This is a genomic window from Rhodococcus erythropolis R138 (assembly GCF_000696675.2).
Taxonomy (GTDB): Bacteria; Actinomycetota; Actinomycetes; order Mycobacteriales; family Mycobacteriaceae; genus Rhodococcus_F; species Rhodococcus_F erythropolis.
The window spans coordinates 5,246,377-5,272,997 of record NZ_CP007255.1 but is presented as its reverse complement, the minus strand read 5'-3'; the positions used below and the strand labels follow the sequence as shown (position 1 = coordinate 5,272,997).

Here is a 26,621-nt window from a genome sequence, read left to right as displayed (position 1 = left end):
CGCAATTGCGCCCGTCAGCGCAAGTACACAACCGCGTTGTCTCCGCCGGTACAGGTGACGATGCCGGAGGTCACCTTGCATGCCATCGTGTACTCCTTGCCGGTCACCGGACTACGTGCGGACACGGTGCTGGAGGCACCGGCGGCACCGGAGTTTCCGTAGGCGATCCGAACTGCCTCGGCAAACTCGCACGAAGTTTTGCCCCCACTTGTCGCGGACTCCTTGTAACTTCCGGCCGGCTGCCCGCCGGGGCAGGCGGACGCACCGGCGGGGAAGTTCGCGGCGCGTGTGGTCGTCGGGGATGTCGTGCTGGGAGCGGTTGTCGTGGTGCCGGGTGTGTTCGCGGCGGTGATGGTGGTCTGGGCCGCGCCACCGGCGGCTGAGTTTGGGACGTCCTTCGGCCAGAGGACCCAGGCAAGCCCGCCGAAGAGAGCCAACACAGTGATGACTCCGATTACGGATACCGGAATCACCCAGCCGGGCCGACGCCGCGGCGGATTTCCACGTGGCGGTGCAGGCGGGAATCCCTGGGGCGGGGGATACGACTGCGGCGCGGCCCGGTAGCCCAACTGCGGCGGCTGTGGACCGGATTGCGACCATGCCTGGTTGTTCGGTGGCCGCTGATAGTTGTCCGGCACCGCTTTATCGCCCGGTCGGGGGCGTCGAACGACAAGTCATGGTTCGACAGCATATGGCCGGCGAATGGGTTGTCTGTGGCTTTCTGGCGGGTAGATCCCTGGAATTGCCCGAGCGAAGCCTGTTGCCACGAAGTGATTGCGGTCACTTGCGAGTCGTGAAGTTGGCTCCGAAGTAGCGGATGGGCCTGTTCCGAGTGCCGCGCGAACTGCCGGAATTCGCAAGTGGCGGAGTTGAGTGCATTTCGTTCACAGCCTGCGGTTTCTTTGCTACTCGCCAGTACGGAACCTGTCCGATTGGGTAGTACCAGCCGTGTCGGAATCTTCACAGACTTAGCAAAGTGTGTTGAAAAGGTAGCGAAGATTGGCATTAGCAACAGGTAGACGGCACTTTTTCGATGTGACATTCTCGGTAAGTACACAAGAAGGGCCTGGCAAGTATGTGAAGTAGTACGCACGTACTGCTCACAACAGGCCGGACCAGCAGATCAAAGAGATGGAGTCTTGATGTCGACCACCGGCACCCCGAAGACCGCAGCTGAGCTCCAGCAGGATTGGGACACCAACCCTCGCTGGAAGGGCGTTACTCGTAACTACACGGCCGATCAGGTCGTCAAGCTCCAGGGCACCGTCGTCGAGGAGCAGACCCTCGCTCGTCGCGGATCCGAGATCCTGTGGGATCTCGTGAACAACGAGGACTACATCAACTCCCTCGGTGCACTTACCGGCAACATGGCTGTGCAGCAGGTTCGCGCCGGCCTGAAGGCCATCTACCTCTCCGGTTGGCAGGTTGCCGGCGACGCTAACCTCTCGGGCCACACGTACCCGGACCAGAGCCTCTACCCGGCCAACTCGGTTCCGACCGTCGTTCGTCGCATCAACAACGCACTGCTGCGCGCCGACGAGATCGCCAAGACCGAGGGTGACACCTCCGTCAGCAACTGGCTCGCTCCGATCGTTGCCGACGCCGAAGCCGGCTTCGGTGGCGCTCTCAACGCTTACGAGCTGCAGAAGGCCATGATCGGCGCCGGCGCTGCCGGTGTCCACTGGGAGGATCAGCTCGCTTCGGAGAAGAAGTGCGGCCACCTCGGCGGCAAGGTGCTCATCCCCACGCAGCAGCACATCCGCACCCTGACCTCGGCTCGCCTGGCTTCCGACGTTGCGGACGTTCCGTCCGTCATCATCGCCCGCACCGACGCTGAGGCTGCAACCCTCATCACCTCCGACGTGGATGAGCGTGACCGCCCGTTCCTCGACGGAACCCGCACGGCTGAAGGCTTCTACGGCGTCAAGAACGGCATCGAGCCCTGCATCGCTCGCGCCAAGGCTTACGCACCGTACGCAGACCTCATCTGGATGGAGACCGGCGTGCCGGATCTCGAGGTTGCGAAGAAGTTCGCCGAGTCCGTTCGCAGCGAATTCCCGGACCAGCTCCTGGCCTACAACTGCTCCCCTTCCTTCAACTGGAAGGCGCACCTGGACGACGCGACCATCGCGAAGTTCCAGAAGGAGCTCGGCGCGATGGGCTTCAAGTTCCAGTTCATCACGCTGGCCGGCTTCCACTCGCTCAACTACGGCATGTTCGACCTGGCCTACGGCTACGCCCGCGAAGGCATGACGGCATTCGTCGACCTGCAGGAGCGCGAGTTCAAGGCTGCCGAAGAGCGTGGCTTCACCGCCATCAAGCACCAGCGTGAGGTTGGCGCCGGCTACTTCGACACCATCGCCACCACCGTTGACCCCAACACCTCGACGGCAGCTCTCAAGGGCTCCACCGAAGAGGGCCAGTTCCACTAAGAACTGACTTCGGGTGGGGGAGAGGCTCGGCTTCGGGTCTCTCCCCTGCTTGTATCACCGCACTACTTTCTCTCGTCTTCAAGGCAGTTCCGATTGCATCGGCCACCAGCGTCGACGCAGTTCGAAGTGCTTCTTTTACAACACCTTCACCAGACAAACTCCACGAGACAAACAAGGAGCTGACGTGACCAGCGAAAAAATTCAGCGCGTCGGCGTTATCGGCGCCGGAATCATGGGTGCCGGAATCGCCGAGGTGTGCGCCCGCGCACATGTCGATGTTCTGGTCTTCGAGCAGACTCGCGAGCTTGCAGCAGCCGGGCGTTCACGCATCCTGCGTTCGCTCGACCGCGGTGTGAGCAGCGGAAAGATCACAGAACGTGAGCGTGAGCAGGCCGCATGGCGTCTGCGTTTCACCTCCGATCTGGGAGATTTCGCGGACCGCCAGCTCGTCGTGGAGGCCGTCGTCGAAGACGAGAAGATCAAGAGCGAAATCTTCGCCGAGCTCGACGCGGTCGTGACGGACCCGGATGCGGTTCTCGCATCCAACACGTCGTCGATCCCGATCATGAAGCTCGGCATCTCGACCAAGCGTCCCGAGCGAGTCATCGGTATGCACTTCTTCAACCCGGTTCCGGTCCTGCCGCTCGTCGAATTGGTGACGACGCTCAAGACCAGTGCCTCCGTCTCGCAGCGCGCCGAGGCTTTTGCCAGCGACATCCTCGGCAAGCAGGTCGTCCGCAGTGCCGACCGCTCCGGCTTCGTCGTCAACGCACTCCTGGTGCCGTACCTGCTCTCGGCGATCCGCATGGTCGAGTCTGGCTTCGCGACCAAGGAAGACATCGACAAGGCAACGGTTCTCGGCCTCGCGCACCCCATGGGTCCGCTGGCTCTGACGGACCTGGTCGGACTCGACACCGTCAAGTCCATCGCCGACTCCATGTACGAAGAGTTCAAGGAGCCGCTGTACTCCGCTCCGCCGCTGCTCCTGCGTATGGTCGAAGCCGGATTGACCGGCAAGAAGTCCGGCGCGGGCTTCTACGAATACGCCGACAACGGTCGCTCCACCAAGCAGGCAAGCTAAGGCCCAAAGCCCCTGTGCGCCTTTCTGGTAGTTCCGGCTACCACAAAGGCGCACAGGGCGCTCGCGCCCCTCGGTTAGAAAGGTCGACCGCATGTCCAGCAGCACTGCAGCATTCGGCTCCAGCGTCCTGGGGTATCCGCGCATCGGGCCGCGCCGTGAGCTCAAGCGCGCCCTCGAGTCCTACTGGCACGGCACTTCGGACAAGGACGCACTTCTCGCGGTCGCCAAGGAACTCCAGGAATCGACCTGGAGTGAACTGGCTGCGACGGGACTGAGCCAGGTTCCGGGCAACACCTTCTCCTTCTACGATCACGTCCTCGACAATGCGCTGCTCTTCGGCGCAGTGCCGGAGCGGTTCAAGCCGCTCGAGGGCGCCCTCGATCCGCTCGATTTCTACTTCACGATGGCCCGCGGTCGCCCGGACTTCCCGCCTCTCGAGCTGGTGCGCTTCTTCGGCACGAACTACTACTACCGTCAGCCCGAGATCGACGCGAACACGGTGTTCTCGCTCAACTCGGAGGCACTTCTCGACGAGTTCGAACGCGCTAAGGCGCGCGGCATCGAATTGCGCCCCGTCATCATGGGGCCCGTCTCGCTGCTTCTGCTATCGAAGGTCGGACCTGCCACCGAGAAGTCCGATCCGAACTTCACCCCGCTCGACTTGTTGGACGCGCTCCTGCCCGAGTACGAGAAGCTCTTCGAGCAGCTCGCCAAGGCCGGTGCCACCTGTGTTCAGTTGGACGAGCCTTCGGTGACCGAGGACCGCACCCCCGAGGAGCTAGCCGCTCTTGGACGTGCGTACGAGAAGCTGTCGACGGCTCCGCTCCGCCCACGCCTGTTGGTGACGGGTCCGTACGGCAAGTTCGGCGAAGCCCTCAACATTTTGGCGCCCACCAAGATCGAGGCCTTCGGTCTGGACTTGGTGCACGGCAAGATCACGGCCGAGGAACTGGCCGCGGTGCCGAACATCAAGCGCAAGCGCATCTACGCGGGCGTCGTCGACGGTCGCAACGTCTGGCGCGTCGACCGGTTCAACACCTTGACGTACCTGAACGAACTCAAGGACGTTGTGCCCGACCTCGTCGTCTCCACGTCGTCGTCGCTGCTGCACGTGCCGTACGACGTGCTCTCCGAGTACGACATTCCGGGAGACGTCGCAGACCGTCTGGCTTTTGCGAAGCAGAAGGTCGGCGAGGTCGTCTCCCTGGCGAAGGCACTCACCGAAGGTCCTTCGGACAAGTGGCGTAAGCGTCCGACGAAGGTGCACTTCAAGCTCAAGCACGCTGTCCGTGCTCGGGTCAACGCGATCAAGCCCGAAGATCGTGTGCGTGCACCGTACGAGGAGCGTCGTAAAGCCCAGCAGGAACGGTTGAACCTGCCCTTGGTTCCGGCCCAGACATTGGGTTCGTTCCCGCAGACCGACGCGATTCGCCAGGCTCGTTACGAACTCGGCCAGGGGCGTTTGGAGTGGGACGACTACTACAAGCGCATCCAGGAAGAGATCGAGCGCACAATCCGTCTGCAAGAGGACATCGGTCTCGATGTCTTCGTGCACGGCGAGCACGAGCGCAACGACATGGTCCAGTACTTCGCCGAACTGCTCGAGGGCTATGCCTTCACGCACAACGGTTGGGTTCAGGCCTACGGATCTCGTTGTACGCGTCCGCCGATTCTCTACGGCGACATTGCACGTCCGAAGCCGATGACGGTCGAATGGATTGCGTACGCGCAGTCGCTGACCGACAAGCCGGTCAAGGGCATGCTGACGGGTCCGGTCACCATGATCGCCCGTTCGTTCGTTCGTCAGGATCAGCCGCTCTACGAAACGGCAGAGCAACTGGCACTTGTCATTCGAGACGAAATCGCGGATCTCGAAGCTGCCGGAATCGCCATCATCCAGGTGGACGAGCCGGCAATTCGTGAACTGCTGCCACTGCGTGAGGACGGCCGGGAGGCCTACCTGGAGTGGGCCGTCGACGCGTTCCGTCTGGCAACAGGTGGAGCGAAGCCGGAAACACAGATCCACACACATCTGACGTACTCCGCTCGGTCGTCGGTGGTCGACGCCATCGAACGGTTGGACGCCGATGTGACGGCTATCGTCGCGACCCGCTCCATCACGTGGGTTCTCGAAGCACTCAAGGAAGGCGCGCTCACGCACGGCGTCGGCCCCGGTGTGTACGAATCTCGTTCGGCTCGGATTCCCGACATCGACGAGCTCGACGAATTGCTCACCGAGGCAAGCGAATCGATCTCTCTCGATCGTTTGTGGGCCAACCCGGACGGTGGCCTCAAGACCCGCCATCCATGGCAGCTCGAGCCTTCGCTGCGCAACATGGTTGCGGCCGCGAGGCGCCTGCGTCGTCGCGCCGAACAAGCGGAGCGCGACGCCGGGTAAGTCACGTCAAGAACACGTCATGGAGGGGCCTGCGATTTGCAGGTCCCTCCATGCACGGGTAGGCATGTGTGCATGGTTACTGCTGCTGCTTACGCCGCGACGTCCGCTGACGGTCCGCTCGAGAAGACCACCGTCGAACGCCGCGAGCTCGGTCCACTGGACATTCTCATCGACATCAAATTTGCCGGCATCTGCCACTCCGACATCCACACCGCTCGCAACGAGTGGGGCGGAGCCAAGTACCCGATCGTCCCCGGACACGAAATCGCCGGCGTCGTCGCCGCGGTGGGTTCGGATGTCACCAAGCACAAAGTCGGCGACCGCGTGGGCGTCGGCTGCTTCGTCGACTCCTGCGGAGAGTGCGACGCCTGCCTGGCCGGCGAAGAGCAGTACTGCCGCAAGGGTGTGACCGGTACATACAACGCCACCGGACGCGACGGCGAGCGCACTCAGGGTGGCTACTCGACGCACATCGTCGTCACCGAGCATTTTGTTCTCTCGATCCCCGAGGGCATCGAACTCGACGTTGCCGCGCCGCTGCTGTGCGCCGGCATCACCTTGTACTCACCGCTGCGGCACTGGAATGCCGGCCCCGGCAAGAAGGTCGCCATCATCGGGTTCGGCGGCCTCGGTCACGTCGGTGTGAAGATCGCCAAGGCGCTCGGCGCGGAAGTTACCGTCCTGAGCCAGACGCTCGGCAAGAAGGAAGACGGCCTTCGTCTCGGCGCCGATCACTACTACGCGACCAATGACCGTGAGACGTTCAAGGCTCTTCGCGGCGAGTTCGACCTGATCCTCAACACGGTCTCGGTCAATCTCGATATCGACGCCTACATGTCCTTGCTCGCCATCAACGGCACGCTCGTCGAACTGGGCCTGCCGGAGAAGCCGATCGAAGTTCGAGCATTCTCGCTCGCCGCAAACCGTCGTAGCCTCGCCGGCTCCATGGTGGGCGGTATCCCGCAGACGCAGGAGATGCTCGACTTCTGCGCCGAGCACGGCATCGGTGCAGAAATCGAACTGATTCCGGCGAGCGATATCAACGACGCTTACGAGCGCGTAATCAAGAGCGACGTTCGATACCGATTCGTGATCGACACCGCAACAATCTGACCCGCTCGGTCCCGCTCAGTCGAGTTGCTCGCGAAGATTACTCAGTGTCTTCGCGAGCAACCTCGACACGTGCATCTGGGACACACCGACCTTCTCGGCGATCTGTGTCTGCGTCAGGTTTCCGAAGAATCTGAGCATCAACACCGTCCGCTCTCGCTCGGGCAGCTTGTCGAGAAGTGGACGTAATGCCTCGTGATTCTCGACGTTCTCGAGTGCTGCGTCGTAGTCACCGAGTGTTTCCACGAGCGGAAGATCGTCGGTGTGATTGGACGCGGCACCGTCGACCGAGACGGTCTGGTACGCGTTGCCGGCGATCAACGCCTGGGCAACTTCTTCACGTTCGATCCCCAACGTCTCAGCCAACTCGTCGACGGTCGGCGCGTGCCCGAGTTGTTGTGACAGCTCGCTGATGGCTTGCCCGAGTTGGAAGTGCAACTCCTTCATCCGGCGTGGAACCCGCAATGCCCAACCGGTGTCGCGGAAGTGTCGTCGAACTTCGCCCATCACGGTGGGAACCGCGAACGAGACGAAATCGGATCCGCGCGTGGAATCGAAACGGTCGACGGCGTTGACCAGACCGAGGCGCGCCACCTGAACCAGATCGTCGTGTGCCTCGCCGCGTCCGTCGAATCGTCTGGCGATGTGTTCGGCCAACGGTAGGCACCTGGTTATCAGTGCGGTGCGCACTCGTTCGTACTCCGGACTGTGGGGCTCGAGGGTCCGCATTTCCTCGAAAACGGGTATGACGTCCCGATATTCGTCGGTGGACCGCCGGCGCGGGCGTGACGGGCCGTCTGCGGAAGCGGTCACAGGCGCCCGCTGAGGGCCTTGGTGAACTTCATGGTCGTGATGTAGCCGACGCCGCCGAGGTTCTCTTCCTGGTCGAGCGAAATCGAATCGGTGAGTTCGGTGAGGATGTGCCACCCGAACGATCGCTGAGTGCTGTCCTCGTACTCCGTGGTTGTCGTCGATACGGATACGTGCAGTTGCGGGGGAGTGAACACGAACCGACACACCAGAACCGAATCAGGCGCAGCACGAACAATCAGATGCGTACAGATTTCGTCCATGGCCAATTTGATGTCGGCGATGGCGTCGAGGTCGAAGTTTTCCTGAATGGCAACAGTGGCGGCCAGTGCACGCAAAATCGACAGCTGATCGAGAGTCGCTTGAATCCTCAACTCCACAACTGGCTGAGTCTGATCCTGATCGGGCTCGAGTGCGCTGAGGTGTGCCATAAGTTCTCCGGATCGTCGTACCAGGGGTCGCGGTGAAGTCTGGTGCCGAGAACGATACCCATCTCGACCTTCACAGTGACCCCCGAACACGAAATTTGGTCGATGGTGGTGCCGGGGTAAACGACACGATTCTGCTCACGACCGTTGGCGATCGCAACATCGGATTACCTCGCGGAACCGCAGACCAAACCACATTTTTGTTCGGAACACCGAAACGAATGGTCGCAACGCACTTGTGACGCCGGTCATGCTGGCGTACTGTTTCAAACCGAGGTTGAGCACACAGCCGATGAGGGATTTATCCGTATTTCTGGAGACCCGTTCATCGTGCGGCTCCTTCGGAGGTCCCTTCTCTTTTGCAGAGTGTAAACCGTTGCGGGATGGGAGAACCATGACTGTTGTTCCAGGATCATCTATTTCAGGCTTTACGAACGCGGCGAAGGGATCGGTAGATTACGGACCTCCCGCGACCGGGACAGCGACCGCATCGTTTCACGCGCACCGCATCAGTGCACATACCGCTGTGATCCACGTTCGTGGCGAGATCGACCTGATGAGCGCCAATGCTTTTCGTGACTTCTTGACGTACCACGTTGCCGCGGACCGGACGCTGGTTGTCGATCTCTCCGAACTCGAATTCATGGGGACGTGCGGCTTGTCCGTGCTGTCGGTCCTGTCGACGCGATCACGCGACGTGGGCGGCACACTCGCGCTCGTCTGCGCCCGCCCGGTTCAGAGGCTACTCAAAGCAGCTGGTCAGGAGTCGATGTTTGCCTGCTACGAGTCGCTGGATCATGCAATCGGACTCGAAGAGACCCGACGTTTCCCGGCTTGATACCGCCCTTTCGCCGATAGTTTCGAGTCACCTACAGATTCGAGAAATCAGCTTCGTAGAGCCCGTCAGCGTCAGTGCACTTCACTTCGGTGAGTGCCCTTGTGTTGGCGGGCTCTCGGCGGTGCTGTGACGCAGCGGCCGTAGGTTCGGACCACCTCGGTGGCGACGTGATCCCATGAATACGATTCGCACGCTCGGGCCCGACTCTGCCGTGCAAACGCCGCGCCCTCGTCTTCGTCGTCCAGAAGATGCCGGACCGCGCGCGCGGTTTCCACGGGGCTGTTCACCGGCACCCGACGCCCCGTGAGTCCGTCGATCACCGTATCCCGCAGTCCGCCAACAGGAGTCGCGACTACAGGAACGCCGCACGCCATCGCTTCCAGCGCCGCGATTCCGAAAGGTTCGTATCTGGGGGTGCATACGAGGGCGTCGGCCGACCGCATCAGTTTCGGTAGTTGGCGGTGCGGAACCCGTCCCAGTAATTGGACTCGATCTGCGACGCCGAGCCGCTCGGCGAGCTTGACCAAGCGGATCGCAACCTCGTCGGTGCTCAGTTGCGCGACGGGTGGCCCGCCGATCACCACCAACTCCGTGTCCGGCAGTGAAGCCAGCGCGGCGACGGCAACATCGAAGCCCTTCTGCTCCACCAGCCTTCCGACGCAGATCAATCGGTGCGGCGCGGTCTTCTTCGCGGCGGGTCCCTCCGGGGTGAACGCTTCGGTATCGACACCCGAGGGCACCATCGTGGTCCGTGATCGTGGTGATCCCTGCCGAACCAGATCGAAGATTTCGTCCGAACTTGTCGCGATGACATGGGTTGCGCCCCTGGCGATCAACGGTTCCAGGTGAGTCCGCTCCGAGGGGCTGTCGTCGGCTGCTCCGAGGTGTCGGTGCGCCGCAGATCCCAGGGAATGGAATGTCTGAAGTACGGGGATGCCGAGTGAGCGGGTCGCGAGTTCCGTTGCCACACCAGACATCCAGAAGTGCGAGTGCACCACATCGGGTCGGTCGGTACTCCACTGAGCGCGCAGAATGCTGGCAAAGGTGCCCAGGTGGGGGAGTATTTCGGCGTCCGGGAGAGCGTGTGTCGGGCCGGCTTCGAGATAGTCGACGGAGTACCCGGCGCGGGCGCGAACGCGGTCCGGTCCACCGACGTGTGCCCGCCTGGTGAAGACGGTGACATCGTGTCCGGCGCGAACCAGGGCCGCGGACAGTTCGTCGACGTGCAGGTTCTGTGCACCGGCTGCCGAGCAGCCCACCGGTGCGAGTGGATCGGCGTTCACCGACACCATGGAGATCTTCAGCATTCGTCCGGGAGCCATAGCGGGCGAGTACTTCATCGGGTCCCCTCTCCACTTGATCGGTTCGTCTGGGGATACCCGGAGTCCGTGATCTGAACCGGGTTTCGGCGCGGTCAGCGCTGGGCACATTCCAAACACGATGGCGAGGAGTGAGGTTCGATGACAGAACAAATGCTGGTCGACGCAACCGTCGGACTCGGGTTCGAGCGGTACGTACAACGGGTGGCGGTCGGCGTGGGGGCCGGCATAGAGCAATGGTGTTGCAGGCGCGAGCATCCTCTGGAGGCCTACATCGCGTTGGATCGAACTGTGCCGCGTTTCCCTGGGCGTGAGGTGGCGTTGCTGTGGGAGGAGACGTGCGGTTGGGCCCTGGCCGTGGAGACTCGTTCAGGGGAGGACCTCATCGTTCTCGGATATCTGGGCGAACACGCAGTGCCGACCCCGGACGCCGTCGCCGACTTTGCCGCGACACTGGGCACGCGCAGCCCGCACTGGGTCATGAACAGGCCACTGGCGGATTCGGACGAGACCGCGCGAGAACTACGGAGCTACTCCGGAAGTGCTTACGCCTGAATAGTATTGAGGTCCGATCAGCTCAGTTGACCACATCCAGGATGGGATCGAGAACCGGAGTCGCTGTAGCCTCGACGGCAGGATCGTCCATGAGTTTGAAAACGATGTGACCGCCGAGCGCGCCACCGACACCGACCGCGGTGAGGCCCAGCACCGACAGAACTCGCGCCAGCGCGAGTGAATCCTTGCCGCGCAGCCAGTACGACGCGGCAAAAGACCAGATCCCCACAGCATTCGACGCGGCGTGTACCAGCCCCACACGGCGTGCGACGTCGCCACGTTCGGACCAGTCCAGCCAGCCCGTCAGCAAAGCCGGCGGCGTCGAGACCAGCCCGAGCCCGATCAACCGTCGTGCAGTCTGCGGATCGCCTGACACGTCGAAGATCAGCGAAGCCGTCCATGCGCCCGCGGGAATGGTCACGAGGGCGGGATGGATGGGATGCCCGACGAGGGCGCCGCGCAGAAGTGCGGCGACAGTACGCGATCTGTCGGATCGCTCGGTGATCTCGAGGATTCTGCGTCTGATGCCAGTGGACGGACCGTCCAGTCCGCGCGCCGATTCGATTCCGCGGTAAAGAGTTCCGATGTCCATGCAATTCGGCTACCCGGCGTAGACGTCGGGAAACCTCACGACAGGAGTGTCTTGTCGACCGTCATGCTCCGGCGTACGGTCGAAACGAAAGAGATCCGACCGGAGGAGCGAACGATGAAGCTCAATCTCTTTGCAGCGTGGGCGTCGTATTTCCTGGTGCTGGCCACAGTTGTCTGTCTCGGCAGCTTTCTCGTGGCCGCCGGTTCAGGGCACGGTGGTTGGGCGTTGATTGCCGGGCTCGCCGGCGTCGCGTCCATCGGACTGGCGGTTGCCCTGTACACCAGCACCGTTCATCACGACCACAAAGTGCACCGCGAATCCCCACACCTGTTCTGATCAGGACTGCTTCTGATCAGGACTGTGCCAGTCGCGCTTTCTCCGCCTCGATGTCGAAGTTGGCAGGCGGCCAGTCGAGATCGAGCTTTTCCAGAGCGTCGATCAGTAGCTCCGTGACCGCAATTCGGCTGTACCACTTCCGATCACACGGCACGACGTACCACGGCGCGTGCTCGGTCGACGTCTTGTCGAGCATTGCCTGATACGCCTGTTGATATGCAGGCCACAAACCGCGTTCGGTCACGTCACCCGGGTTGTACTTCCAGTACTTGTCCGGGCGGTCGAGACGCTCTTCGAGCCGCTTCTTCTGCTCGTCGAGCGAGACGAACATCGCCACCTTCACGATGGTGGTTCCGGCGTCGACGAGTTCCTTCTCGAACTGGTTGATCTCGTCGTAGCGCGCGCTCCAGACATCCTCAGGGACAAGATCGTGGACACGCACGACCAGGACGTCCTCGTAGTGGGAGCGATCGAACACACCGAGATAGCCGCCGCGGGGGAGTTCCTTCTTGATCCGCCAGAGGTAGTGATGTTGCTTTTCCTCTTCGGTCGGGACGCCGAAGGCCGCGTGCTGAACTCCCGAAGGATCCACGTGACCGATCACGTGTCGGACCATGCCACCCTTGCCTGCGGTGTCCATTCCTTGCAGGACCAGCAGGATGGAACGGCTGTCCCCGGACCTGCCGTTGGCGTAGAGCAACTCCTGCAGGTCGGACAGGACCGCGCCGCGCTCCTCGAGTAGACGTTCGCCGTCAGCTTTGTTTCCGGTGAATCCCGGAGTGCTGTTGCGATCGAGTTGATCGAGTTCGAACCCGGGCTCCGCCCGCAGTGTCTTGGCGGCCGGTGTTTCCCACAGCGAGTCTTGTGCCATGCCGAAAGAGTGCCACAGGATCGACCCCTGTGGCTCGAAAGTTCGGTCTCGGGCGAGTCAGTCCTCGGCAGGCTTGACGAGGGGATGCGGAACGGACTTGAACTTGGCCGGTGATCCGTTGACCGCAGCAATGCCGGTGATGCCGCCCCACGTCATCATGGTGAGGTAGTCGATCAGCGATTCTGCGGACATCGACTTGTTGGAGATCCACCAGTGCGTCGCGAGCTGAATTCCGCCGACGATCCCGAACGCCCACGGCAGGGAACCGCCGGAATCCATCTCCATCTCGCGAAGACGATTGCCCAACACCGTGGAGAGCAATTCGGCGATCATGCGCTCGGAATCGGCAACGACGTCGCGGTTGGCGCCGGCGCCGTTGGCCATGACGTAGAGGTAGATGTCGGGGTCGGACGCCACCGTCTCGACGTACGCGGTGATGCTGGCCTGGGTGAGTTCGAAATCGTCGAGATCACCGCTGATCGCTTCGTAGATACGCGGCGACAGGATGGTCTCGACGTACCGCATCATCGTGGCGGTGGTGAGGTCGCTCTTGTCGGCGAAGTACCGGTAGAGCACGGTCTTGGACACACCGATCTCGGAGGCGATCTCGTCCATGCCGATCTCACGGCCGCGTGCCCGGATAGCAGCGATGGTGCCGTCGACGAGTTCCTCGCGGCGAGCGATCTTGTGTTCGCGCCACCGACGCTTGCGACCGTCGGATTTCTCGGGCTTCGCATCAGCAACGACTGGGCCGTCTACCTGCTCGTTGTCCTGCACGGCATTCTTGGCCACGAGTCATCTCATATCTGTGGTGCGAGCCACGTCCGATCGGTCTACTTTCTGGTCCAGCTTAATGTCCGTGCCTTTATCTCGGGCACTCACATCCGCAGTTCGGGGGATTAAGTCCTAGCGAATCGGACATCGTGTCGCTCGCGCTACGCCGCGTCACACCTTTCGGCACAATGGCGAGGGTGCAGCAACTGAGCCTCTCCGCCTTCGACGACGCCGCCAAGCGTCGGGACCTTCGCAAGATGAAAGTCTTCGCCACTGGCCTCCTCGGCTTCGCGACGGTGGTCTACATCTTCTGCCGGTGGCAGGAATCCCGCGGCGCCGGAGAGTGGGTCGGGTACGTCCGGGCCGCGTCCGAGGCGGGCATGGTCGGCGCGCTTGCCGACTGGTTTGCCGTCACCGCGCTCTTCCGTCATCCGATGGGGCTTCCCATCCCGCACACTGCCATCATCAAGCGTAAGAAAGACCAGCTCGGAGCCAGTTTGAGCTCGTTCGTCGGTCAGAACTTCCTGGCTCCCGAGGTTGTGTCGGCCAAGGTGCAGCAGGCGCAGATTCCGCTCCGCCTCGGTACGTGGATGGCTGAACCTGCCAATGCCGCTCGCGTCGCCGCCGAGACGTCGACGGTATTGCGCGGGATGGTCGAGGTTCTTCGCGACGAGGACATTGCCCAGATCATCGACAACACGATCGTGAAGCGGCTGGCCGAGCCCATGTGGGGACCGCCGATCGGCCGAGTGCTCGGGGAGTTGCTCAAGGACAACAAGCAACTGCCGATCATCGAATTGCTTGCCGAGCGCGCGCATCAGTGGGCACTCGGCAGCCAGGAGACGATCGACCGTGTGATCGTTCGCGATTCGCCGGCGTGGTCGCCGAAATTCGTCGACGCGATGCTGGGGGAGAAGATCTACAAGGAACTCGTCGAGTTCACCTGGAAGGTCCGTTCCAACCCGGAACACGAGGTACGTCTCGCCGCCAACCGCTTCCTGATCGACTTCGCCGATGATCTGCAGAACGACCCGGAGACCATCAAGAAGGCCGAAGGGATCAAGGCGGAGATCATGGGCCGCGAGGAAGTGACGGGTCTGGCGTCCTCGACGTGGCAGGTCGCCAAGCGCCTCATCATGGAGTCGGTCGACGATCCGAACAGCACCCTGCGGACCAAGGTCGCCGAGAACGTGGCCGGCTTCGGAATCAGGCTGCGAGACGACGAATCCATGCGTGAGAAGGTCGACGGCTGGCTGGTGCAGGGCACCAAGTACATCGCGGAGAACTACACCGACGAGATCACCGGAGTCATCAGCGACACGGTCGAGCGGTGGGATGCCGACGAAGCGAGCCAGAAGATCGAGCTGCAGGTCGGTCGAGATCTTCAGTTCATCCGTATCAACGGCACCGTTGTCGGATCTATCGCCGGGCTGCTGATCTACACGATTTCGACGCTCATCTTCGGCTGAGCTGTCCGGTATGTGACGTCCACCACGAGTGCTAGCAGTAGTGCTTGCAATAGTTAGCACCCTCTCCTATCCTGGGAAATGTCCACTGGAAAGGGAGGACGCAATGCCAGCGAAGTCGACGAACTCCGATGACGGAGATCGTGAATTATCCGGTGCCGCAGCCGGAGCAAGCGACTTGGCAGCTCGCGTCGTCAGCTCTGCGGCACACGACATCGGGGGGTTCATTCGTGCACAGCGGGAAGCCGCCCAAGTTTCGATGCGCCAACTTGCTCAACTCGCCGGCGTCAGCAATCCGTATCTGAGTCAGATCGAACGCGGATTGCGTAAACCGTCGGCAGACGTACTGGCGCAAATCGCCAAGGGTCTTCGAGTCTCATCAGAAGTCCTGTACGTCCAAGCGGGATATCTCGAACAACGCCCGCACAGTCCCATCAGGGACGCGGTGTTGGCCGAGACGGCCATCAACGAACGGCAGAAGCAAGTACTGCTCGAAATCTACGACTCGTTCTGTCGCGAGAACGAGTCGTCCAGACCAGCCGCAGCGCCCGATTTCGCTGAATCGGCCGCAATTTTAGACACCGAGACTTCACTAGGAGAACAAGATGACTGACAAGAACGCCATCGACAGCGTCAAGACCTCGCTCTACGCCGCTGTCGGCGCAGGCGACCTGGTTGTCCAGGCCGTGGCCGATGTAGTCGCTCAGGTTCGTGAGCGCGCCGAGAACACCCAGGGTGACGTCAACGGCCGTGTCGACGGTGCCCGCGAGAAGCTTGCTTCCGTTCAGGGTGACGTTGCCGAGAGCGTCGAGGCACTGCGCGAGCGTCTCGCCGGCCTGCCGTCCGAGCTGCCCGAAGAGCTCGCCGAGCTGCGAGAGAAGTTCGCACCCGAGGAACTCCGCAAGGTCGCCGAGGCATACCTCAAGGTTGCCGGCGATCTGTACAACTCCCTCGCAGAGCGTGGCGAAGACGCAGTCGAGCGCATCCGCAAGCAGCCCGCAGTCGAAGAGGGCATCGCTGCTGCAGAGTCGGCACTCGGCGACGCCGTCGAGCTGACCGAAGATGCACTCGGAACCGTTGCTCGTCAGACGCGCGCCGTGGGCGAGCAGGCTGCCAAGCTGGCCGGCCGCGCCGCCGGACGCATCTCCGACACCGCAGAAGAGGTCGGCGAGAAGATCGCTGACGCCGGCGAGAAGATCGCCGATGCAGGCGACGAGGCTGCACTGAAGGTCCTCGACCTCGGTGACCAGGCAGACGAGGCTTCCAAGGAAGCTGCCGCTCGCGTGACCGCTGCTGCGTCCGACGTCCAGGAGCGCGCAACCACCGCCGCCAAGAAGGCTGCTCCGGCCAAGGCTGCACCGGCCAAGGCTGCTCCGGCCAAGGCCACCGCGCCGGCTCCGGCCAAGAAGGCTGCTCCGGCCAAGAAGGCCTGATTTTGCCCAGCTCCACCTGACGAAGGCTCCCGCGCTCAGCCGAGTGTGGGAGCCTTCGTGTTCGTCGGGAACCGGATGAGAACTTAGGATGTAGTTGTGACTCAAGTCGATGGGCTAGTCGGTCTGATCTTTCTCGCACTGAAAGTGCTCGCGTTGGTGGGTGCTGTCTACGCGATCGTTCATGCCGTCAGGCAGCGTCCGGACGCCTTTACCGCGGTCAACAAATTGACCAAGCCGATCTGGCTCGGAATTCTCATCGTTGCGGCGTTGATCCTGCTGGCGACATCCCCTGTCGGTCTCCTGGGCATCATCGCGGTTGTTGCAGTGTGTGTATATCTCGTCGACGTTCGACCGCGCGTGGACGACATCCAGCATGGCGGTTCCCGCTGGTAGTGGGCCGCGGTTTCTGCTCATCCGGTGACGCGGTTCCAGGTCACGGTGTGTTGCCCCACTCTTCGCTCCAACGCTGACAACGCGCGTTGTTCGAGTGATAGTGTCGGTTAACGGCAGTCACACATAGATTGCATCCGTCTGTCGTCAGCAGCAGTCAGGGGTAAATGCATGTCCAGTCGTTCGCGCACCACAGAGCTTCGAGTACTGGCAGGCGCCGTCGGAGTGGGAGCACTCGTCGCGGCAGTCGCTGGGATCCGTCATCGGCGATCCACGCGCGGGTTGACTCTTTCGAGCGACGTCGAGCCCAACGCACTCCTGAAGACTCCGACGCTCAAAGCTGATATCAGTGAACTGACCACCGACGACGGTGCGATCATCAATGTCCGGGCTTACGGTCCCGTCGACGGCGATCCGATCGTTCTCAGTCACGGCTGGACGTGCTCAACCGAATTCTGGTACCCGCAGGTCAATGCGCTTGCCGGTGAATATCGCGTCATCACCTACGATCAGCGCGGTCACGGACGCAGCACCGTCGGTAATCTTCCGCTCGGCCCGGACGTCCTCGCCGACGACCTTTCTGCCGTGCTGGCAGCCACGGTTCGCGAGGACAAGAAGGCGGTCATCGTCGGTCACAGCATGGGCGGGATGAGCATCATCGCCTGGGCTGGTCGTCACCCCGACGAGGTCAAGAAGTACGCGTCGGCGGTCATGCTCGCGAGCACCGCGAGTGAAAGGTTGATCGCCGAGACCACGGTCATCCCACTGCCCAATCGCTTTCCTCGGGTGCCGGTCCCCGTGGGCCGCGCCATCCTCAGTTCGCCCGTTCCGTTTGTCTCCTCGGGCGCCATGACGAAGGCGATCCAGTACGTCTCGATGTCACCGAACGCGACCAAGGCCGAGATTCAGTTCTGCGAGAACATCGTTCGTGAGTGCAAGCCGCGTATTCGTGGCGGTTGGGGAGCAGCGCTGAGCACCCTCGACATTCACGAGGGACTCGACAATCTCGAAGTGCCGACCACCGTGCTCGTCGGTTCGCTCGATCGGCTCACTCCGCCGGTCCATGCGCGCAAGCTTGCGCAGGTCCTCGACGACGCCGGCAACCTCGAACGGTTGATCGTGTTGCCGGGCGTCGGTCACATGTCGTCGATCGAGAACATCGACGAGTTCGACAAGGAAATCGTGCGACTGCGCAATCTCTAGCGCGCGGTGACTCCGAATCTGCGTAGTTCGAGAGCCGGATTCTTCATCCGAACCTCCGCGATTCGTTCGAGGGAGACGGTTGCAGTCGCCATACCCACGCGTTCTCCCAGAGATGCGACGATGACGCCCATCGGATCCACAATCATGCTCGCGCCTGATCCCGCCGGTGCGCATTGGTCGGCCGCCGCGACGTAGATCGTGTTCTCGATCGCGCGGGCGCGGACGAGAGTTGTCCAGTGATCTTCCTTCAACGGGCCGGGCACCCACTCTGCCGGGAGGAGGAGAACGTCGGCGCCTGCATCGACGATCCGTCGTGTCGTTTCCGGGAAGCGAAGGTCGTAGCAAGTCTGAAGACCGAACCGGACGTCTTCCACGACAAAGGTTTCGGGGTCGTGAATCTCACCGGCACGGACGACGTCCGATTCCTTGTAACCGAAAGCGTCGTACAGGTGCAGCTTTCGGTAGATCGCAACGACACCGAGTTTCGGGGCCAGGGCGACCAAGGTGTTCGAGATCTTGTCGGAGCCCGTAACTGCCTCGTTGATCCCGGCGACTATGTGAATGCCGAGAGTTGTTGCGAGGTCTGCCAGCGCTGAGACGAATTCGCCGTCGAGCGACTCGGCGGTCAAGACGAAACGTGAGTCCATGCTCGGAGCCGTGAACATCGCGTACTCGGGAGCGACCACGATGCGAGCGCCGGATTCCGCCGCTTCGCTCGCCAGTTTCGTGAGTTGCTCGAGATTCGACTGCTTGTCGAGTCCTGGGGCGTACTGTGCGATTGCTACGTCGACCATGTGGTTGTGCCTTTCTGGGCTTGGGGCGCCGGCATTCTCTCGATCTTGCCGAGCACCACGGTGTAACAGAAGATTCCGCCGATGAGTACCGCACCGGTCGCGATGAACGCGCCGGCGAACGAACCGGTGGCGTCGACCACCATGCCGGTCACGATGGGCGCCGCGATTCCGAGCAGATTCGCCACGAAATTGACGATGCCGCCGAGCGACCCGGTGTATCCCTCAGGCGCAATGAGCGCCACGATGGACGAACCTGCGGGGACCGACACTGCCAGTCCTGCTGCTCCGATCGAGAGGAAGATCAGGGCGACTGCGATCGATCCCGCGTATGCCGCTCCCGTGACAGCAAGTGATGCCAGGAGGCTGACCACGAGGACCGTACGGCGGACCTTGGTGACGTCACCCGTTTTGGCCAACCACCTGTCCATCAGGATGCCGGCGATGAGGAACTGTGCGATCACGGCGACGAGCCACGGGATCATCGTGTAGATGCCGCCCTTGAGGAGGTTGACCCCGAAACTCTTCTCCAAGTAGGCGGGGAGCCAGGTCAAGAGCACGTAGTAGGCGTACGTATAGGACGCGTACCCGAGTGCGAGTCCCCAAGTCTTGCGTCGCCGCAGGAGGTAGCCCAGACCATTGAGCGAACCGCTGGTTTCTGCGTCCTCGTCTTCGGCGCCGCCCTCGCGGATGTAGTCGAACTCCGCTTGGCTCAGCCGACCTTTCGCCAGTGCCTCTTTGGGCGTCAGATACAGCAGCCACCAAATCGCGAGGTAGGCCACGGAGAGGATGCCGGTGAAGATGAAGGCCGCGTGCCAGCTGAACGTCGTGACCAAGAACGCCATGATCGGGATGCCGATCACGTTCGAGATCTTGGCACACCCGTCGAAGATGGAAGTCGCGGTCCCACGCTCCTGCTTCGGGAACCATTGGCCGATTGCTTTCCAGCCGGCCGGGACAGTAGGCGCTTCGCCGACACCGAGGACGAGTCGGGCGACCAGGAGCATTCCCAGTCCACCTGCCGCAGCGGAGGCGAACGACGCCACGGCCCAGAGAAACGCGGCAGCTCGATTGACCCACCGCACGCCGATGCGGTCGATGAACGAACCGATCGGCATCTGGAGCATGGCGTACGTCCACAGGAACGCGGACGAGACCATTCCCATTTGCGAAGCGCTGATGTCGAAGTCGCGCATGATCTCCGGTGCGGCAATGGAGAGGTTCACGCGGTCGATGTAGTTGACGAACATGCCGACGCCGAGAACTCCGGCGATACCCCAACGGGCACGGCCGATCTTCGGCGGGACGGCCGCCTTTATCGGTGACGAGCCGGGTTCCGAGGTTTGTGTTGTCATCGAGACTCCCGAATCCGAGTGATCTGATCGAGCGGTCCGGCAAAGCCGGCAGCGAGGGCACCGTGCTGCATGATCAACGCCATCTGATCAGCGCCGTGTCGGACGGCAAATTCTTTCTCTTCCACGCTCCACGCCGGCAGTACCCACGGCTTGCCTGCTTCGGCTGCCGCTGCGGCAACGATAGCGAGGTCGGCAAAATCGCCCTCGGTACGTGTGTATGCACCGCGTTCTCGGCGCAGCGAAAGATCGGACGGGCCAACGAAGACGCCGTCGACGGTGTCCAGTGCCAGGATGTCTGCGATGTTCTCGATTGCTCCGGCATCCTCGATCATCGGGTAGCAACGGGTGAAGGTGTCCTGGCGACGGACCCAGTCGTCGGTGAAACCGCCGTAGTTGGTCGTGCGCCCGCCGGCGAAACTACGGTCGCCTAGCGGTGGGAATTTGGCGAACGCAGTGACTTCCTTTGCATGGGAAGCATTTTCGATGTGCGGAATGACAACGGCAGTGGCGCCGAAGTCGAGAGCCTGCTGAATGGGTCCGCGCTCGGGTCCCAGTACTTTCGCGAGAACCTCCATGTCCAGGCCGCGAAGGAAGGGGATGAATCGCTCGAGGTCGGCAAGGTCGAACGACCCGTGTTCGATGTCGAGGATCACCGCGCCGTAGCCGAGCCCACGCGCAATTTCTGCTGCGGCAAAGCTCGGATCGGACAGCCAGATCGCGTGACGGCGGTCGGCGGGAGTGCTGAACATGCTGGTGGGCTCCTTGGCAGTAGGGATTTTACGACTGATCTGATCGGTGTGACGACCCGCACAGCTGTTGTATACGTCATGTATACACAGAGAATACTTGGTGTGTCCAGAGTCGGTATGGTGAATTTGTTACAAGTTCGTCAACCCGGCGGACGCCAGTGCGAAGGGATTGTGATGTCGACACCGGCAACTGCCGACCCGTCAGCCACCCAGGGGCCGGCACGCGACCGCGTCTACGTCTGGTTGCGGGACGAGATCATTCGTGGATCGATCGAAGGGGGGCGATTCCTGGACGAGCTGTGGGTCTCCGGGACCATGGGGGTGTCCCGTACGCCGGTCAGAGAGGCATTCCATCGGCTGGCCGCCGAAAAGTTCATCACTCTCCTGCCGCGCAAGGGCGCGCAGGTCCGAACCGTGACAGCCCGTGAGCTCGAAGAGGTCTACCAGAGCCGGCAACTGATCGAGGGTCACGCGGTGACGGTGCTGTGTGCCCGAGGCTTCGGCGCGCCGACGTCAATGATCGAGCTGATCGAACCGATGGAAGCTGCAGGGCGCGAACGTGATTGGTTCGAGGTTTCCGGTCTCGACCGGCAATTCCATCTTGCGATGGTCAGAGCTGCACAGAACTCGGTACTGACCGAACTCTACGAGTCGCTCCGGTCACGGCAACAGAGAGTTGCGGTGCGCGCCCTGAACGTGGGACCGCACCGCCTGGACACGATCAATGCGCAGCATCGTGCCTTGGTTGAGGCGCTGGACGAATCCGATGCAGACAAGGCTCTCGAAATTCTGGCCGCACACCTCCGGCCGGTACCGGAGGTCCTTGCCCTCTTGCCTGCCGATCAGCCTTAGCTGAATACGACCGTCTTGCGCCCGTGGACCAGAACACGATCCTCGAGGTGCCAGCGCAGTCCGCGTGAGAGCACGAGCTTTTCGATGTCTCGACCCTGGCGGACCATGTCGGCGACATCGTCGGCGTGGTCGACGCGGATCACGTCCTGCTCGATGATCGGACCGGCATCGAGTTCGGCGGTCACGTAGTGGCAGGTGGCGCCGATCAACTTCACGCCGCGGGCGAACGCCTGGTGATAGGGGCGGGCACCGATGAACGACGGCAAGAAGCTGTGGTGGATGTTGATCGCGCGGCCGGCCCAGTGCTCGCACAGTGATTCGGGAAGCACCTGCATGAAGCGTGCAAGAACCACGGCGTCGGGGTTGTGGGCGTCGACCAGGGCGCGGACCTTCTCGAAGGACGGTCCCCGTTCGGCCGGGTCCTTGGCGAACGGAACGTGGTGGAAGTCGATCCCGTGGCGCTCGGTGACACTGCGCAGGTCCTCGTGATTTCCGATGACGGCGCTGATCTCTGCCGGAAGTTCTCCGCCCGCAGCGCGGCCCAGGAGGTCATGCAAGCAGTGACCTTCCTTGCTCACGAGCAGCACGATCTTCTTGGGTGCGCCGGAGTCGTGAAGAGTCCACTCGGTTTCCGGACCGATCTCGGCCGCAACAGCTTTGAACCGTTCACGAAGCTCGTCGATGCTCATGCTCACAGACGACGCACGGACCGCCTGACGCGTGAAGAACCATCCGGTGTCGGCATCGGCGTGGTATGCGGCCTCCACGATCCATCCACCGACGTCGGTGAGAAAGGTCGAGATGCGTGCGACGATGCCCGTGGTGTCGGGGCAGCCGAGGGAAAGAACATAGCGACGATCGTCGATCGAAGGTGCAGCGGTCATGCGGCCTAGTCTCTCAGGTGCGGCTGCGGCGACGGTCGCGTGGTGGTGTGCCAAGCTTTCCATCATGTCTGAAGCTGCACTCACTCGTTCCCAGGTTGCCGCGATGGTGGACCACACTCTCCTCAAACCCGAAGCCACCGCGGCCGATGTGACCGCCCTGATCGACGAGGCGCGCAGTCTCGGTGTGCTGGCCGTCTGTGTCTCGCCGTCGATGTTGCCGATTCGCGCCGACGGACTGGTGACGGCGGCCGTCGTCGGATTCCCGTCGGGGAAGCATCATTCACTGGTCAAGGGTGCCGAAGCGCGACTGGCCGTCGATCAGGGCGCTACCGAGATCGACATGGTCATCGACGTAGGAGCGGCGGTCGCCGGCGACTACAGCGCTGTGCTCGCAGACATCCTCACCGTCCGTGAGGCGATGGGGGAGAGTGCGATCCTCAAAGTGATTCTCGAAACCGCAGCGCTGTCCGACGAGGCCATCGTCGAATGCTGCCGCGCGGCCGTGCGCGCCGGGGCGAACTTCGTCAAGACCTCCACCGGCTTCCACCCCGCGGGTGGGGCGACGGTCGAGGCCGTCGAACTGATGGCACGGACGGTCGGCCCAGGCGTGGGAGTCAAGGCCAGTGGCGGAATACGTACGACGCAGGCCGCACTCGACATGATTGCGGCCGGCGCCACCCGTCTCGGATTGTCCGGAACCGGAGCAGTATTGGACGGTCTGACCGACTAGGTCAGCAGGCCGCAGCTGTCCGGCACCGCCGAGGCGTTCTGGTTGTTCGCGTCGGCGACGGGCATGGCGTAAGCGCCGCCCTCCAGTGAGATCTGGATTGCGTCGTCGGTAACGGTCAGCTTGGTGGGCTTCATGTCCAGCGGGTACGTCTGCAGGCTGTCGGTGAGTGTCTGGACGATGCCGTCGACCAGGTCTGTCGGCAGACCCAATCCGAGAATCTCGGCGCCGACGGTCTGAACGTCGACCACACCGTTGGTGACGGTGGGCTTGACCGTGAGCTTCGCGAGCCCGACCGGTCCGACGTCGAACGCGAGTGTTCCGGCGCTCGAGTCGGCGGTGACGCCGGAGACGAGGCCACCGAAGGTCTGCTCCTGCAAGGTGGCGAGAATGCCTGCGGTAGACCAGGTGACGTCGGCGCTGGAGCTGCCGATGGTGCCGCTGTTACCCGCCGAGGGCTGCAAGTTGATGTCGTTCACCTTCGCGTGAACCTGCATGCCCGTTGCGGGGCCGAACGAAGAGTCGTCACTGTCGATGCTGATGTACGGCACCTTCTTGTCGACTGCCTGCAGGAGTACGGGCTTCCAGCTCAACCCGACGTCGACCTGGGATCCCAGTTCGCTCTGGAACTGATCGGCCATGCAGGTCTTCACCTGGTTGCGTACGTACAGTTCTCCACCGACGAGTGCCGCCACGAGCACGGCGATCACCACGAGAAGGATGACGAGCACTCGGTTGCGCGGACGAGGGTTGTTCGCTGCGACAGTCATTCGCCAGATTCTTCCCGACGAGTCTGAACGAACTCTGTGAATACGCACTTCCTCATTCCTGTGATGCGCGACACAGTCGCCCGTAGTCTGTTCGAAACGGCGTTTTCGACGGTCACCGGAGGTGGTCATGGCTTCGGACTACGAATCACTCGAGCTGCTTGCGCTGCGACAGTGTGGATTCGTCACGGCTCTCCAAGCGTCCGAACTGGGTTTCGGTCTGGCGTCGATGGAGGAGATGACGGAATCCGGAACATGGACATGTGAGTGCCGCGGACTCTTTCGCCTCGAACGCGTCAGACATACTGCCTTGGACGAATTTGCGAAGTGGTGCACGTGGTTCGCCGGTAGCGCCACCGTCTCGCATTACAGCGCCGCAGATCTACATGGCCTCGGGCACCTGCAACCTCGCTTTATTCATCTCTCGACAGCGCACCCACTCGCGGCGCCGACCCGCCAAGTCGCCCTGCACCGACTGCCGCTCGCGGACGACGAGTGCGAACAGATTGGACCCATCCGCATCACCACGCCTTTGCGCACCGTGCACGACCTCGCATCCGGTGGAATTTCTCAAGTTCTGCTCAATGAAGTAGTCGCCGATGCGGTAGCGATAGGTCGACTCGACGCGCACGAGTTGTATCTCTCGTGTGAAAACGCGAGCATCGACGTTGCCGTCCGAGTGGAGTTGGCGCTCGCCGCAAGCCTGTAATCGAGATTGAATTCTATGCTTCTGCGACCTTCTGGCATCACGTTCGAAATCGAATATGACACCAATATCAGAGATTTGAAATGCGCTACTTCGGGGCGAATATTCTCTCTTCAGTGCAGGTGGAGCGATATCTGGACCAGTACTTCGGGACTTTCGACCCATGATCGCTGCAGCTTGGTGATGTCGGCGATGAACTAATTCGGTGAAAAGCGTAGTTACTTTACAGTCAATGGGATAACGTCACGGCATCAAAAGCAGACGGACGCTTGTCCTGGACGGCTGTCTGCTCCCGTGTGCGAGAGGGATGTGGATGTCCGTGAGTGGTGTTCGTCGTGTTGTCGGTGGTTTGAGTGTCTTTGCTGTTGCTGCAGGTTTCGCGGTGGTTGCGGGTGTCGGGGTTGCTGGTGCGGCTCCGGTGACGGCTGAGTTCAATTCCGATGGGTACAAGGTGACTCGGACGATCAGTAACGGCACGCCGTCCGAGGGTGATGTGATCACGTCGAAGACGGTGTTCAAGCGAACTGCTGGGGTTCACAATCTGTATGCGGTGCGCGATTTTCATCCGGCGTGTATGACGTATGTCGATGGTTCGGCGACGGTGAACGGTAGTGCGTTCCGTGTCAACGAGGTGGCTACTGATTCTGTTCGGTTGAGTGCGGGTGCTACGGAGTGGCCGATGTGGGGCGGTGACGTCAAGACGTTCGAATTCCAGTATCGCGTCGGCGCGGATTGTGCTCGTGGTACCAATTTGTCGACGACGGTGCATTTCGACGGGACGGTGTTCGTTGACGACACGACGAATGGTCGTGGCCCGTCGATCAATGTTCAGAAGAACGTGTCGACGACGGCCGTGTCACCGGTCAGTGGCGCTCAGGTGGGGCAGCCGGTGACGTTGAGTGCGACGGTGACCGGTGGTGCCGACGGTGATTCGGTGGAGTTCTTCGACGCAGGTTCCAAGATCGGTGCGGGCGCGCTCGCCAATGGTGTTGCAACACTTGCCTGGACACCGACCACCCGTGGAGATCACTCGATCACAGCGAAGTTCGCCGACACGGCGCGTGCCGTCGGTTCCGCTTCGGCAGCGCTGATCGTGAATGTTTCGCAGGCCGATGCTCAGTCCAGTACGACGCTGGCGCCGATCTCGGGCGCGCAGGTCGGCAAGTCGACCACTCTCAAAGCGACTGTGTCCGCGTCGGGCACCGGTGGAACGGTCACGTTCAAGGTCGACGGGACGGTGCTCGCTTCGGTGCCGGTGGCAGGCAACGGTGAAGCGACCTACGCCTGGGTTCCGACGGTTGCCGGTGCGCAGAACGTCGAGGCTGTGTTCGCCGGCAGATCCGGCGTCACCGGGTCGAGTACCACCGCGAATGTGACAGTCGCCGAACAGCCCGCCGGAACAACTAGCTCCACAACAGATCTCAGCGTAGTAGCGGGGCAGGTCGGCGTTGCACAGACGATCTCCGCTCAGATCAGTCCTGCAAATGCCGGTGGCACAGTCACCTTCAAGGACGGCGAGACCGTCATCGGCACGGCTACGGTCGATTCATCCGGAAAGGCCAGCCTTTCGTGGAAGCCCGCAACTCAGGGTCAGCGAATTGTCGCGGCGGAGTACTCGGGCGCCGGCACAGTGACGGCATCCTCCGATCAGGTCTCCGTCCAGATCGCCGCACCGGTCGACGGTGAAGAACCAGGCAACGGCACCGGTTCGCTCGGCAGCCTCGGCAACATCTTCGGCTCCTAGCAATCGATAC

General features: G+C 62.1%; 28 protein-coding genes. 16 read left to right on the top strand and 12 right to left on the bottom strand.

Annotation, left to right across the window (positions count from 1 at the left end; genetic code table 11):
- Nucleotides 1-14: 14 nt before the first annotated feature.
- Nucleotides 15-638, bottom strand: a complete 624-nt coding sequence (locus H351_RS24160) for a serine/threonine protein kinase (protein ID WP_244891388.1) — start codon at nucleotides 636-638, stop codon at nucleotides 15-17.
- Between the two features lie 504 nt (nucleotides 639-1,142).
- Here H351_RS24160 and aceA point away from each other — a divergent pair.
- The 4 genes from aceA (at nucleotide 1,143) to H351_RS24140 (ending at nucleotide 7,024) form a co-directional block, all read left to right on the top strand.
- Complete coding sequence (aceA, locus tag H351_RS24155; protein ID WP_003941533.1) at nucleotides 1,143-2,432, top strand: isocitrate lyase; 1,290 nt, start codon at nucleotides 1,143-1,145, stop codon at nucleotides 2,430-2,432.
- 184 nt (nucleotides 2,433-2,616) lie between these two features.
- Complete coding sequence (locus H351_RS24150; protein WP_003941541.1) at nucleotides 2,617-3,513, top strand: 3-hydroxybutyryl-CoA dehydrogenase; 897 nt, start codon at nucleotides 2,617-2,619, stop codon at nucleotides 3,511-3,513.
- Nucleotides 3,514-3,604: 91 nt separating this feature from the next.
- Nucleotides 3,605-5,911, top strand: coding sequence for a 5-methyltetrahydropteroyltriglutamate--homocysteine S-methyltransferase (gene metE, locus H351_RS24145; RefSeq protein WP_019744430.1), 2,307 nt, complete (start codon nucleotides 3,605-3,607; stop codon nucleotides 5,909-5,911).
- Between the two features lie 72 nt (nucleotides 5,912-5,983).
- Complete coding sequence (locus tag H351_RS24140) at nucleotides 5,984-7,024, top strand: NAD(P)-dependent alcohol dehydrogenase (protein WP_019744429.1); 1,041 nt, start codon at nucleotides 5,984-5,986, stop codon at nucleotides 7,022-7,024.
- A gap of 15 nt (nucleotides 7,025-7,039) precedes the next feature.
- Here H351_RS24140 and H351_RS24135 read toward each other — a convergent pair whose 3' ends face one another.
- Together H351_RS24135 and H351_RS24130 are read right to left on the bottom strand one after the other, a co-directional pair.
- A complete protein-coding gene (locus tag H351_RS24135) occupies nucleotides 7,040-7,834 on the bottom strand; it encodes an RNA polymerase sigma factor SigF (protein WP_020906739.1) in 795 nt (264 codons plus the stop codon).
- Nucleotides 7,831-8,262 carry an ATP-binding protein gene (locus H351_RS24130; RefSeq protein ID WP_020968899.1) on the bottom strand — a complete coding sequence of 144 codons (432 nt, stop codon included), beginning with the start codon at nucleotides 8,260-8,262 and terminating at the stop codon, nucleotides 7,831-7,833. The genes H351_RS24135 and H351_RS24130 overlap by 4 nt, the downstream gene beginning before the upstream one ends.
- A 391-nt stretch (nucleotides 8,263-8,653) precedes the next feature.
- Here H351_RS24130 and H351_RS24120 point away from each other — a divergent pair, with 391 nt between their 5' ends.
- On the top strand, nucleotides 8,654-9,097 hold the full coding sequence (locus H351_RS24120; RefSeq protein ID WP_020968900.1) for an STAS domain-containing protein: 444 nt from the start codon (nucleotides 8,654-8,656) through the stop codon (nucleotides 9,095-9,097).
- A gap of 71 nt (nucleotides 9,098-9,168) precedes the next feature.
- On the opposite strand, the gene H351_RS24115 is transcribed toward H351_RS24120, so the two are convergent.
- A complete protein-coding gene (locus tag H351_RS24115) occupies nucleotides 9,169-10,437 on the bottom strand; it encodes a glycosyltransferase (protein WP_020906742.1) in 1,269 nt (422 codons plus the stop codon).
- A gap of 120 nt (nucleotides 10,438-10,557) precedes the next feature.
- On the opposite strand from H351_RS24115, the gene H351_RS24110 reads away from it, so the two are divergent.
- Entirely contained in the window at nucleotides 10,558-10,971 is a 414-nt protein-coding gene (locus H351_RS24110) for a DUF6292 family protein (RefSeq protein ID WP_003941464.1), read from the top strand.
- Nucleotides 10,972-10,993: 22 nt separating this feature from the next.
- On the opposite strand, the gene H351_RS24105 is transcribed toward H351_RS24110, so the two are convergent.
- Nucleotides 10,994-11,563: a DUF2231 domain-containing protein gene (locus H351_RS24105; protein ID WP_029254819.1), complete on the bottom strand. Its 570-nt coding sequence runs from the start codon at nucleotides 11,561-11,563 to the stop codon at nucleotides 10,994-10,996.
- Between the two features lie 114 nt (nucleotides 11,564-11,677).
- Here H351_RS24105 and H351_RS24100 point away from each other — a divergent pair, with 114 nt between their 5' ends.
- The gene (locus tag H351_RS24100) at nucleotides 11,678-11,899 is read left to right on the top strand and encodes a hypothetical protein (RefSeq protein WP_020968904.1); all 222 of its coding nucleotides are present in this window, start codon (nucleotides 11,678-11,680) and stop codon (nucleotides 11,897-11,899) included.
- A gap of 16 nt (nucleotides 11,900-11,915) precedes the next feature.
- Here the strand turns inward: H351_RS24100 and H351_RS24095 are convergent, their stop codons facing one another.
- Both H351_RS24095 and H351_RS24090 read right to left on the bottom strand, forming a co-directional pair.
- A complete protein-coding gene (locus tag H351_RS24095; RefSeq protein WP_019744420.1) occupies nucleotides 11,916-12,770 on the bottom strand; it encodes a polyphosphate kinase 2 family protein in 855 nt (284 codons plus the stop codon).
- A 57-nt stretch (nucleotides 12,771-12,827) separates the two neighbouring features.
- Entirely contained in the window at nucleotides 12,828-13,562 is a 735-nt protein-coding gene (locus tag H351_RS24090) for a TetR/AcrR family transcriptional regulator (protein WP_003941527.1), read from the bottom strand.
- A gap of 170 nt (nucleotides 13,563-13,732) precedes the next feature.
- Between H351_RS24090 and H351_RS24085 the strand changes: the two genes are divergently transcribed.
- From H351_RS24085 to H351_RS24065, 5 genes are all read left to right on the top strand, one after another.
- Nucleotides 13,733-15,013: a DUF445 domain-containing protein gene (locus tag H351_RS24085; RefSeq protein ID WP_046378191.1), complete on the top strand. Its 1,281-nt coding sequence runs from the start codon at nucleotides 13,733-13,735 to the stop codon at nucleotides 15,011-15,013.
- Nucleotides 15,014-15,116: 103 nt separating this feature from the next.
- Nucleotides 15,117-15,623 (top strand): helix-turn-helix domain-containing protein, encoded by a 507-nt coding sequence (locus H351_RS24080; protein WP_029254821.1) that lies wholly within the window; start codon nucleotides 15,117-15,119, stop codon nucleotides 15,621-15,623.
- The gene (locus H351_RS24075; protein ID WP_019744417.1) at nucleotides 15,616-16,443 is read left to right on the top strand and encodes a heparin-binding hemagglutinin; all 828 of its coding nucleotides are present in this window, start codon (nucleotides 15,616-15,618) and stop codon (nucleotides 16,441-16,443) included. The genes H351_RS24080 and H351_RS24075 overlap by 8 nt, the downstream gene beginning before the upstream one ends.
- Nucleotides 16,444-16,539: 96 nt before the next feature.
- The gene (locus H351_RS24070; protein WP_003941505.1) at nucleotides 16,540-16,836 is read left to right on the top strand and encodes a DUF2516 family protein; all 297 of its coding nucleotides are present in this window, start codon (nucleotides 16,540-16,542) and stop codon (nucleotides 16,834-16,836) included.
- Nucleotides 16,837-17,004: 168 nt separating this feature from the next.
- Complete coding sequence (locus H351_RS24065; RefSeq protein WP_021333908.1) at nucleotides 17,005-18,036, top strand: alpha/beta fold hydrolase; 1,032 nt, start codon at nucleotides 17,005-17,007, stop codon at nucleotides 18,034-18,036.
- Here H351_RS24065 and H351_RS24060 read toward each other — a convergent pair.
- From H351_RS24060 to H351_RS24050, 3 genes are read right to left on the bottom strand one after another with little or no spacing between them, the layout of a single operon-like run.
- On the bottom strand, nucleotides 18,033-18,830 hold the full coding sequence (locus H351_RS24060) for a carbon-nitrogen hydrolase family protein (RefSeq protein ID WP_003941519.1): 798 nt from the start codon (nucleotides 18,828-18,830) through the stop codon (nucleotides 18,033-18,035). The genes H351_RS24065 and H351_RS24060 overlap by 4 nt on opposite strands.
- Nucleotides 18,818-20,182, bottom strand: a complete 1,365-nt coding sequence (locus H351_RS24055; RefSeq protein ID WP_003941494.1) for an MFS transporter — start codon at nucleotides 20,180-20,182, stop codon at nucleotides 18,818-18,820. The genes H351_RS24060 and H351_RS24055 overlap by 13 nt, the downstream gene beginning before the upstream one ends.
- Nucleotides 20,179-20,931 (bottom strand): HpcH/HpaI aldolase family protein, encoded by a 753-nt coding sequence (locus H351_RS24050; RefSeq protein ID WP_020968908.1) that lies wholly within the window; start codon nucleotides 20,929-20,931, stop codon nucleotides 20,179-20,181. Before H351_RS24050 ends, H351_RS24055 begins: the two co-directional genes overlap by 4 nt.
- 174 nt (nucleotides 20,932-21,105) lie before the next feature.
- Here H351_RS24050 and H351_RS24045 point away from each other — a divergent pair, with 174 nt between their 5' ends.
- Nucleotides 21,106-21,783, top strand: a complete 678-nt coding sequence (locus H351_RS24045; protein WP_020968909.1) for a GntR family transcriptional regulator — start codon at nucleotides 21,106-21,108, stop codon at nucleotides 21,781-21,783.
- On the opposite strand, the gene purU is transcribed toward H351_RS24045, so the two are convergent.
- Nucleotides 21,780-22,667 carry a formyltetrahydrofolate deformylase gene (gene purU / locus H351_RS24040; RefSeq protein ID WP_003941509.1) on the bottom strand — a complete coding sequence of 296 codons (888 nt, stop codon included), beginning with the start codon at nucleotides 22,665-22,667 and terminating at the stop codon, nucleotides 21,780-21,782. The genes H351_RS24045 and purU overlap by 4 nt on opposite strands.
- 64 nt (nucleotides 22,668-22,731) lie before the next feature.
- Here purU and deoC point away from each other — a divergent pair, with 64 nt between their 5' ends.
- On the top strand, nucleotides 22,732-23,397 hold the full coding sequence (deoC, locus tag H351_RS24035) for a deoxyribose-phosphate aldolase (protein ID WP_029254823.1): 666 nt from the start codon (nucleotides 22,732-22,734) through the stop codon (nucleotides 23,395-23,397).
- On the opposite strand, the gene H351_RS24030 is transcribed toward deoC, so the two are convergent.
- Nucleotides 23,394-24,164 (bottom strand): LmeA family phospholipid-binding protein, encoded by a 771-nt coding sequence (locus H351_RS24030; RefSeq protein ID WP_029254824.1) that lies wholly within the window; start codon nucleotides 24,162-24,164, stop codon nucleotides 23,394-23,396. The two genes, deoC and H351_RS24030, sit on opposite strands and share 4 nt — an antisense overlap.
- A 127-nt stretch (nucleotides 24,165-24,291) precedes the next feature.
- Between H351_RS24030 and H351_RS24025 the strand changes: the two genes are divergently transcribed.
- Nucleotides 24,292-24,870: a type IV toxin-antitoxin system AbiEi family antitoxin domain-containing protein gene (locus H351_RS24025; RefSeq protein WP_020906750.1), complete on the top strand. Its 579-nt coding sequence runs from the start codon at nucleotides 24,292-24,294 to the stop codon at nucleotides 24,868-24,870.
- Between the two features lie 310 nt (nucleotides 24,871-25,180).
- Nucleotides 25,181-26,611, top strand: coding sequence for an Ig-like domain-containing protein (locus tag H351_RS24020; RefSeq protein WP_037120193.1), 1,431 nt, complete (start codon nucleotides 25,181-25,183; stop codon nucleotides 26,609-26,611).
- The last annotated feature ends 10 nt before the right edge of the window (nucleotides 26,612-26,621 follow it).